The following is a 9,536-nucleotide window of genomic DNA, read 5'->3' as shown; positions in this document are numbered from 1 at the left end:
CTCCAAATTAATAAAACACACTTAAATAATTTAATTTTATAAATTTAATTATTCAAAACCTAACAATTACTATAATATATAATTTTTAAATAAAATTCTAGTTTTTTCATTATACTTTTTTATTTTTATCAAAACTAAACTACCACCTGACTTTATTAATAATTCATATAATCTTTCATAAATATACAAATATATCATAATTTATTGAAAATAATTTAATTTTATATTATTTTTAATTAAATTTTTCCTTATTTTCAATATAAAAACTTTTAAATTTAAAACTTGTCCTATATAATAATTAGTGAATCTAGCATATTTTTCTATTATAACTTTTATATGTTATTAATTTATAATAGTTTTTGTGTTAGTTCTTTTATTTTTAATAATTATTGGTTTAATACTTAAATCTGTATTTACCATTTAATTTTATAATAATAAATGGAGGTTTTTTCGTGAAAATAAACAATTCAATTGATATTTTTAAATTTATAGCTGCTTGTCTAGTTATGTCTATTCATATTTGTCCACTAGCTTCTGGTAATATGATGTTAAACTCTATGTTTAATGATACTGTTGCTAGAATTGCAGTACCCTTTTTCTTTACTATAGCAGGATATTTTTTATATAGTAAAATGGAAAATTCCCGAGGAATTAAAAGTTACATAATAAAATTAATTAAGCTTTACATAATATGGTCTCTTATTTATTTTCCAATAATATTTTATACTTGGATAGGTAATGGAACTCATATACTACTTGATGTTATATTTTATATTAGAAATGTTATTTTAATTGGAGCCTATATACAATTATGGTACTTACCTGCTTTAATTTTTAGTGTGGCTATATTATTTTTACTTTTAAAGAAATTTTCATTAAGAATATGTCTATTAATAAGTAGTTGTTTATATTTAATTGGCTTATTAGGAGATGGATATTATGGCATATCTGTTACATTGGGATTTTCTAAATATATTGATAAGTTTACAAGTTTTTTTGGTAGTACACGTAATGGTTTATTTTTTGGTATGTTTTTTGTTTGTTTAGGCATGTATATTAAAGCCCATCCTCCTAAGAATCATTTAAAAACATATAAGTATTTGGGTATACTAGCCTCTCTTCTTTTAATGATTATTGAGGTTTATATTTTGAAAAAATCTAAATTTGCTCATGATTATAATATGTATATTTCTTTAATTCCAGCAATTTATTTCTTAGTATTAATACTTGTAAATGCTAATTTAAAATTCAAATTAAAAATTTGCTTACGTTCTTTAAGTTTAACAATGTATTTAACTCATATGTGGATTTTCCTTATTTATAAAAAAATTATAGATATAATTGAATTAGATGTACTTAAAAATAGTTTTATTAGATATATTATAGTTCTTGCACTTTCAATAGTTATTCATTGCTTAATAGTACAATTTAAAAATATATATCAATTAAAAAACGCTAAAGTTACTTCTTTAAAATTAAACTCATAAAAAAGAAACAGTTTGCTTTTTTAACAAACTGTTTCTTTTTTATTATTTGAAAAATTATATAAATATTGTCTTTGAAAATCAATTTTTTATTATTATATTAAAATACTGTAAAGCATTCATTTATTTTTTTAGCCATATCTGTAGCTATCTTTATTTGATTATTTTTATTTGTTATTTTTTCAGCATCTTCTGCATTTGATAAAGTACCAGGTACTATTGATATAGATGGAATATTAAATACTCTAAGTAAATACTGATTATTTTCCTCTATACCATTATTAACAAATCCACCTACATTAGCTATATTCTCAGATAATATGGTAGCTGAAAATTTACTCTTTTTCACAGCATTTGATTCTATTCTTTCTTTTCCTGATGTACTATAATAAGCTTTTACACCATTTACTTTTGCATCTCTATTTCCATTACTTTCAATTCTTATAAACATATCTGCTTTTGAATTTTCAGTAAATTTACGTCTTCTATTTAAATTATCATCTTCCGTTTTATCATTGTTTATTTCAGAAGGTTCTTGAGTTAAAAGAACTTTATATCCAAAATTACTTAATTGTTCTTTTAATTTAACTGCTAATTCCATATTTACTTCTGAAGATTTATATTCTTTTCCGTTATGTATAAACTTTTCACCAAGATCTATATTATTTTTTGATTTAATATTATAATCTGGATCTATAACTATAACTTTTTTATTAAATTTTATAGTTTTTTCCATGAATTTAGAAGTACCATTCTTTCCAATGGCTACTGCTTTAACTTTATGATTTCCTGCTGAGAACTTAGATACATTAAATTCTCCAGTAAATCCACTATTTTTTGCATCCTTATAAGCTGAGAATACTCTTGCAACATCATCTCTTTTTTGATTTACGGTTGCATTTCCTAAAAATTCATTATCTACATATAACTTTACTTCCTTTATATCTGAAGCATTTAATGCCCAACCTTTAACTTTTAACTTTACTCCATTTGAAGTTAAATTATTTTCAGGGTATTCTAGGTTAATTCTTGCTGCTTTTTCTTTTAAGTTAATTTTAGCAGTTCTAATAATTTTAGTACCATCAAAGCAATTAACTTCTGCTTTTATAACTTTTTCTCCATATCCAATTTCATCTGTATTAAATCTTGCTGTAAATCCACTTTTATCTCCATTAGGATATCCAGGAAATACTCTGTTTACATCTGGTCTTTCTATTTCAGTCTTTGCATATCCTAAAAATTTATCATTAGCATATATTTTAATGTCTTTTATTTCTGAACCATATAAAGCCCATCCTCTAATATCAAGAATACCATTATTTATAGTAACTCCAGCTTTGGGAGTTTCTAAATTCATTTTACCAGGTTTTCTTTGTAAGTTTACTTTAGTTGTTCTTGTAATAATAGTGTTATCGCCACCTCTTACTTCAACTTTTAAAGTTTTTTCCCCTGGATAAATGTATCCTACTTCAAAACGTCCATTAAATCCACTTATATCTCCATCAGGATAGTTTGGAAATGCTTTATTTACATCAGGTCTTCTTATACCTAAGTTTGCATGTCCTACATATTCATCATTTAAGTATGCTTTTATCTCTAATACTTGTGATCCATTTAAAGCCCATCCTTTAATATTTAATGTGTTTCCATTTACCCAAGCTTTTTCTAAGTTCATTCTAGGCTTTTTCTTTTCTATAACTACTGTTTTAGTTTGAACCATCTTGCTACCATCATTAGCAAAAACTTCAAGCTTTAATTCTTTATTTCCTTTAGTAAATTCTCTTATATCAAAGTTATTTGCAAAACCACTTAAGTTTGAATCTCTATATTCAGGAAATGCTCTAGCAACATCTGCTCTTTCTATATCAGTATGAATTTGTCCTAAATCTCTACCATCTAATGAAACATTTATATATTCTATACCTACGCCATGGATAGCCCAGCCTCTAATATTTAACTCATTACCCATAATAGCTACACTTTCTAGATTCATCTTTGCTTTTTTTCTTGTTTTAGCAAATTCACATAAATTGTTATATCTTTCACTAACAAATTCAATATAACCATCATCATCAAGCCATTTTTTTAATACATCTGATAATTTAGAACTCTTTCCATAAAGTTCTTTAGAATGATTTGGATCTGTTGTTCCATTAGCTTTTTTAGGATATCCTTTTACACCTGCATATAAAGCTAAATGGTCTAAATGTGCTATTACTCCATCTCTCCAACTTTTAAACCTATATGGTTCTCTATTATCTTCAGCTCTAAATAAAGGTTCTGCTAAAGCATTCATTAAAGAAGAGTTTTTATATTCTTCATTAAAATTATTATCATTACCAAAATTATTTTCTGCTCCTGCTTGAATAAAAGCTATTGCAGGATTAATATTTCCATGATCTTTATATAAATCCCAGTATAAGTCAACTAAATCAATAAAACTATTAGTTGCATTTTCTCTATATGCCCATTCTTTAGCATCTTCTTTTGTTACATTTGTTTTAGCTGTTATATCTATATTTTTATTTTCTAAAGCATGTACAAATTTAGTAGGAATAATACTAAATATAACTATTATCATAGCTATAATTGATATTTTTCTTAAGTTCTTATTCATTTTTATCCCCTTTATTAAGTTTTAAATTTATTTTTTGAATACCTTTAACTTTATCCTTATACTCCCCCCTTAAAACAACAACTCTTCCACTTTGTTATTTACATATAAATATAATCTATTTTTCGATATATTTTTACATAATATTCTTTAGGAAGAATATTTTTCTCATTAATTATTATTATAAATTAAATATAATTATATTTCTACTTTTTTTAAAATTTTAACTTTATCATAGTAAAATATTAAATTTATAACTTTCTAACTTATTAAAAAGCTCCTTTAATTTTATAAAATCAAAGGAGTTAAAAAATTATTTTCAATATATTCAATTATTTTTTGATTTTATTTAAAATATATTTTATCTTACACTTAATAGAAATTTTTTTATTACACACAACTTCTAATATTTTATAGTTCAATTTTAAATTTTCTTTTATATGTTGTGTTAAATTTAATCCTTTATTTAACTCCATAGCATATAACCCATAATTAATATTAAAGCTCATTAAATAATCTTTTAATAACTTTTCATCTATATTTCCATAGTTAATAGCATGTTCTTTAGCAGTTTTTACTGCTCTAACTAAATCTTCTACTTTTTTTGGAGAAGAACTAGCTGTTATACTTCCTTCTCTCATTCTATACTTATACATACTTTCATTTATAAACATTGCTTTTTTATAAGTGCTCATAACTTTAAATGTAGGAATTATATCCTCATAATAAGCTCCTTCTTCAAAGCTTAAATTATTTTCTACCCAAATATCTCTTCTATACAGCTTATTCATTACCTGGCAATTCATTTTTCTACTTAATAGTATTTCATATAATTCTGTACTATTATAAATTTTCTCTTCATCTTCTTTTAAATTATTATACTTTTTATTTTTTTCCTTATTCCAGTAAAGCTGTAAGTCACATATAACTAATGGACAATTATATTTTTCAGCCCTATTATAAAGTTTTTCAATAGTATATAAATCTATAAAATCATCACTATCAATAAACATTAAATACTTTCCTTTAGCTTCTCTAATTCCTGAATTTCTTGCCGCACTTAATCCTGAATTTTTTTGATTTACTACTTTAATATTTTCATGCTTTTTAGCATATTCATCTATTATTTTTCCACTGCCATCTGTTGCACCATCATTAACCACTATTATTTCTATTTCTTTTAATGTTTGATTAGCAATACTATTTAAACATTCACCTAAATACTGCTCTACATTATAAACTGGAACAATAACACTAACTTTAATTTTATTCATTGGCTATTTTCTCCTCTATAAATTTTCTTTATTTAATAATTAAGTGCCTTTTTTAATTTTTTAGCATGTTCTTTTAATGAATAATTAAATTCTTCTTCAACTATGTTTTTATTTAATTTTTCTAATAGTGATCTATCTTTAAATATTTTAATTAAAATTTCTTCTAATGCTTTAGAATTATCTTCTATAACAAATCCTTTTTCTTTACCTGTAATTATTAAGTCCTTACTTCCTACTTTTTTAGTTAAAATAACTGGCACACCATGACTTAATGCTTCTAAAGTTATAAATCCAAAAGTTTCATACCATATACTAGGTACTATCAAAACATCTGTATTTTCAAATATTCTCTCTAATTCACTATATTTATATCTTCCATGATTTTTTATATTTCCTTTAATATTACTTTCATTTAAACTATTATCACCATATAAATTTAATTTTATATTTTCAAATCCTTTAGATTTTAATGAATTCATAGTTTCTACTAATATACAAAATCCTTTGTAAGCTTTATTCGGTCCTAAATATGTAACTCTTAATTCGTTTTTAGAATAATCTTTTATTATTCTTTTATCTTTAATATGCTTATGAGTAATAGGTAAAACTAATCCTTCTTTATTTAAATATTTTTTATATATACTTTCCGTTACAGAGCTATTAAATAAGAATAGATCTATACTTTTAAACATTTGTAAGTAATAATTAAGTAATAATTCCATACTATTATTTTTTTTATTAAAGGAATTGTTTAAGTTTTTAAAATAACTTTGTTTACAGTCTACATTAGCTTTACTTTTCTTTAGTTTTTTAATCTTAGAAGTTACCTTCTTTAAAAAGTCTATTCCTCCTATGTTTTTAAACTCTCTATAAGGTACACTTTGAAGAATTTTTATTTTATTAAAACTAAAGCCTGACTCATTACAAAGGGTGCATTTTTTATAATCTCTATCTTGGCAAAGATTTTTATCTAAGTCTATAAAATTAACCTTTGGACATAATCCAAAATAATCATGGGTACTATATACAGTTTTTATATTTAGTTCTCTACAAGCCTCTAAAAACTCCATATGCATTCCCATAAGTGTATGTATATGAACTACTTCAACATTAATATGCTTTAAAAATTTTTTATAAATATCCTTTGAAGCTGTTACCATAAACTTTTTTGATTCTTTAGTACCATTTAATAGAGGTACTGGCAATGGATTTATAAGTTCAAATACCTTTATATTTTTATGCTCTTTATATTTTTTTATATGTATATGCTTACTATTATTATGTCTACCAGGGAAAAGTAAATAGACCTCTTCTCCCTGTTTAACTTGTTCTCCCATCAAATCATAAGAATACTTAGTTAATCCTCCTGTCCTATAAGGAGGTAATCCTAATGAATAATGTAACACTTTCATTTTTCTTCACCTCTATAATTTAAGCAGTTTATAGTGAATATTTATATACTACTTACTTTTATACATATTTTCATAATATTTTTTATAATTACCTGAAGTTACATTTTCCATCCATTCTTTATTTTCTAAATACCACTTTATTGTTTTCTTTATTCCCACATCAAAAGTAGTTTCAGGATACCATCCTAATTCTTCTTTTATTTTACTAGGGTCAATTCCATATCTTCTATCATGTCCTTTTCTATCTTCTACATACTTTATTAAATTTTCTGTTACATCTTTATCTATATTTTCATTTATGTACGCTATAACTGTCTTAACTATTTGTATATTAGTCCTTTCATTATGTCCACCTACATTGTACACTTCTCCAAGTTTTCCCTTATTAATAACCATATCTATAGCTTTGCAGTGGTCTTCTACATATAACCAATCTCTTATATTCAATCCATCTCCGTATATAGGTAAATCTTTATGTTGTAAGCAGTTATTTATTAAAAGAGGGATTAATTTTTCTGGAAATTGATATGGACCATAATTATTGGAACATCTTGTTATATTTATTGGCATTTTATAAGTGTCCCCATATGCCTTAACCATTAAGTCTGAACTTGCTTTACTAGCTGAATATGGACTATGTGGATCTAATGGTGTTGTTTCCATAAAAAATCCTGTCTCTCCAAGGGAACCATAAACCTCATCTGTAGAAACATGAAGAAACTTAACCCCTTCTTTCCATCCATCTTCTATTTCCCAGGCTTCCTTCGCACAATTTAATAAATTAACCGTTCCTAAAACATTAGTTTTAACAAAAACCTCTGGCTCTTTTATACTCCTATCCACATGAGATTCAGCTGCAAAATGTGCTACATAATCAATATTATGCTCTTTAAATAACTTATTAACTAATTCTTTATCACAAATATCTCCTTCAATAAAAATGTGTCTTTCATTTTCCTTTAAAGACTTTAAATTATCTAAGTTTCCTGCATAAGTTAATTTATCTAAATTTATTATCTTTATATCCTCATATTTATTTAACATATATAAAACAAAATTTGAACCAATAAATCCAGCTCCACCAGTTACTAAATAAGTTTTCATTAATTTTTTCCTCTCTTACTTTTTAATTTATTTTAATATTTTTAATTATTAATGTAATTTATTCTAAAAAGAATATTTTACAAATAATTTAAGATTTGCTTATGATTAAGCTAAATTTTGCTAATAAAACTTTTTAGAGCTTCTTTCCAATATCTCATTTCATCGCCAACAGTACATCTTAACATCATATTATCTAAAGATGAATATTCTGGTCTTTTAGCTGGTGTTTTATATTCCTCTGATGTACAAGGTAACACCTCACATTGAATATTTGACAATTCCATTATTGCCTTAGCAAAATCATACCAAGTACATTCTCCTTTACCAGTACAATGATATATACCATACTCTTCTGTTTCTATTAACTTAAGAATATGATAAGCTAGATCATTAGCATTAGTAGGATTTCCTTTTTGATCATTTACTACTTTTAAATTATCTCTTTCCTTACCTAATCTCATCATAGTGTACACAAAATTATGTCCTATATATCCATATAACCAAGATGTTCTTATAATAAAATATTTAGATGAAAATTCTCTTACATAATTTTCTCCCATTAATTTTGTTTTTCCATAAACACTATAAGGTTTAGTTAAATCAAACTCTGTTAAAGGAGTATTTCCTATTCCACTAAATACATAATCTGTAGATACTTGCACTAGTTTTGCTCCTATTTCTTCGCAAACTATAGCTAAATTTCTAGCTCCTAAGGTATTTATCTTAAAAGCTAAATCTTTATTTGATTCACAACCATCCACATTAGTAGCCGCAGCACAATTTATAACCACATCTGGTTTTAATTCATTTATTTTATTTTTAACATTTTCAAAATTAGTTATATCTAACTCTTCCACACCTAAAGCCATAACCTGAGCCTTTTTTATTGTTTCTGAAATTTTTCCAATATCAGCTTTTTTTTTACCTATTATAGATAAAAGCTCATTAGCAAGTTGCCCTTTACCACCAGTAATTAATATACGCATAATAGATTCTCCTTTTTTTCAATTCTTCTTATGTTTTATAGTTATTTACAATTTTAATAAAACTATATTTTTTTATTCTTTAATTTTAAAAAGGTAAATCTAAATCTTTAAGATTTTTTTGATTCTTATCCTTTTCTGATAAAATTACTTCTTCAATCTCTTCTAAAGGCCACTTAATTCCAATATCAAGGTCATTCCAAAGCACTCCTCCATCATATTCTGGTGCATAAAAATCTGTACATTTATAATTAAATGTAGCCATATCTGAAAGAACTAAAAATCCATGGGCAAATCCTTCTGGTACATAAAATTGTCTTTTGTTTTCTGAAGTTAAAAGAACTCCTTCCCACTGCCCAAAAGTTTCTGAATCCTTTCTTAAATCTACAGCAACATCATATACTTGACCTTCAGTAACTCTAACTAATTTACCTTGGGTATGTTTTGTTTGAAAATGAAGACCTCTTAGTACACCTTTTTTAGATCTAGATTCATTATCTTGAACAAATTTCATTGTTAAACCAGCTTCTTCAAAAGCTTTTTCATTATAACTTTCCATGAAATATCCTCTTTCATCCCCAAAAACCTTAGGCTCTATTATATATAAATCTTTTATTTTAGTTTTTATAAAATTAAAATTTCCCATGCTAGACACTCCTATATGT

7 protein-coding genes are annotated in these 9,536 nt (G+C 24.9%); 1 reads left to right on the top strand and 6 read right to left on the bottom strand.

Going from position 1 to position 9,536, the window contains the following annotated elements; genetic code table 11:
• Positions 1 to 452 precede the first annotated feature (452 nt).
• Complete coding sequence (locus GBZ86_RS09380; protein ID WP_170272196.1) at positions 453 to 1,487, top strand: acyltransferase family protein; 1,035 nt, start codon at positions 453 to 455, stop codon at positions 1,485 to 1,487.
• Between the two features lie 97 nt (positions 1,488 to 1,584).
• Here GBZ86_RS09380 and GBZ86_RS09375 read toward each other — a convergent pair whose 3' ends face one another.
• The 6 genes from GBZ86_RS09375 to rfbC form a co-directional block, all read right to left on the bottom strand.
• Entirely contained in the window at positions 1,585 to 4,101 is a 2,517-nt protein-coding gene (locus GBZ86_RS09375) for an N-acetylmuramoyl-L-alanine amidase (RefSeq protein ID WP_152890025.1), read from the bottom strand.
• A gap of 329 nt (positions 4,102 to 4,430) precedes the next feature.
• Positions 4,431 to 5,372 carry a glycosyltransferase gene (locus tag GBZ86_RS09370; protein WP_152890023.1) on the bottom strand — a complete coding sequence of 314 codons (942 nt, stop codon included), beginning with the start codon at positions 5,370 to 5,372 and terminating at the stop codon, positions 4,431 to 4,433.
• A 32-nt stretch (positions 5,373 to 5,404) separates the two neighbouring features.
• Positions 5,405 to 6,784 carry a glycosyltransferase gene (locus GBZ86_RS09365; RefSeq protein ID WP_152890021.1) on the bottom strand — a complete coding sequence of 460 codons (1,380 nt, stop codon included), beginning with the start codon at positions 6,782 to 6,784 and terminating at the stop codon, positions 5,405 to 5,407.
• Positions 6,785 to 6,832: 48 nt separating this feature from the next.
• Entirely contained in the window at positions 6,833 to 7,888 is a 1,056-nt protein-coding gene (gene rfbB / locus GBZ86_RS09360) for a dTDP-glucose 4,6-dehydratase (RefSeq protein ID WP_152890019.1), read from the bottom strand.
• Positions 7,889 to 7,998: 110 nt separating this feature from the next.
• Positions 7,999 to 8,874 carry a dTDP-4-dehydrorhamnose reductase gene (gene rfbD / locus GBZ86_RS09355; protein WP_152890017.1) on the bottom strand — a complete coding sequence of 292 codons (876 nt, stop codon included), beginning with the start codon at positions 8,872 to 8,874 and terminating at the stop codon, positions 7,999 to 8,001.
• An 85-nt stretch (positions 8,875 to 8,959) separates the two neighbouring features.
• Positions 8,960 to 9,517 carry a dTDP-4-dehydrorhamnose 3,5-epimerase gene (rfbC, locus tag GBZ86_RS09350; protein ID WP_152890015.1) on the bottom strand — a complete coding sequence of 186 codons (558 nt, stop codon included), beginning with the start codon at positions 9,515 to 9,517 and terminating at the stop codon, positions 8,960 to 8,962.
• Positions 9,518 to 9,536 lie beyond the last annotated feature (19 nt).

This window comes from Clostridium tarantellae (genome assembly GCF_009295725.1).
GTDB lineage: Bacteria > Bacillota > Clostridia > Clostridiales > Clostridiaceae > Sarcina > Sarcina tarantellae.
This window is presented reverse-complemented; position numbering and strand designations above follow the sequence as displayed.

Bases quoted from the DNA above. Each gene is read 5' to 3' on its own strand.
- GBZ86_RS09375 (WP_152890025.1), bottom strand. From the start codon at position 4,101: ATGAATAAGAACTTAAGAAAAATATCAATTATAGCTATGATAATAGTT.
- GBZ86_RS09370 (WP_152890023.1), bottom strand. From the start codon at position 5,372: ATGAATAAAATTAAAGTTAGTGTTATTGTTCCAGTTTATAATGTAGAG.
- GBZ86_RS09365 (WP_152890021.1), bottom strand. From the start codon at position 6,784: ATGAAAGTGTTACATTATTCATTAGGATTACCTCCTTATAGGACAGGA.
- rfbB (WP_152890019.1), bottom strand. From the start codon at position 7,888: ATGAAAACTTATTTAGTAACTGGTGGAGCTGGATTTATTGGTTCAAAT.
- rfbD (WP_152890017.1), bottom strand. From the start codon at position 8,874: ATGCGTATATTAATTACTGGTGGTAAAGGGCAACTTGCTAATGAGCTT.
- rfbC (WP_152890015.1), bottom strand. From the start codon at position 9,517: ATGGGAAATTTTAATTTTATAAAAACTAAAATAAAAGATTTATATATA.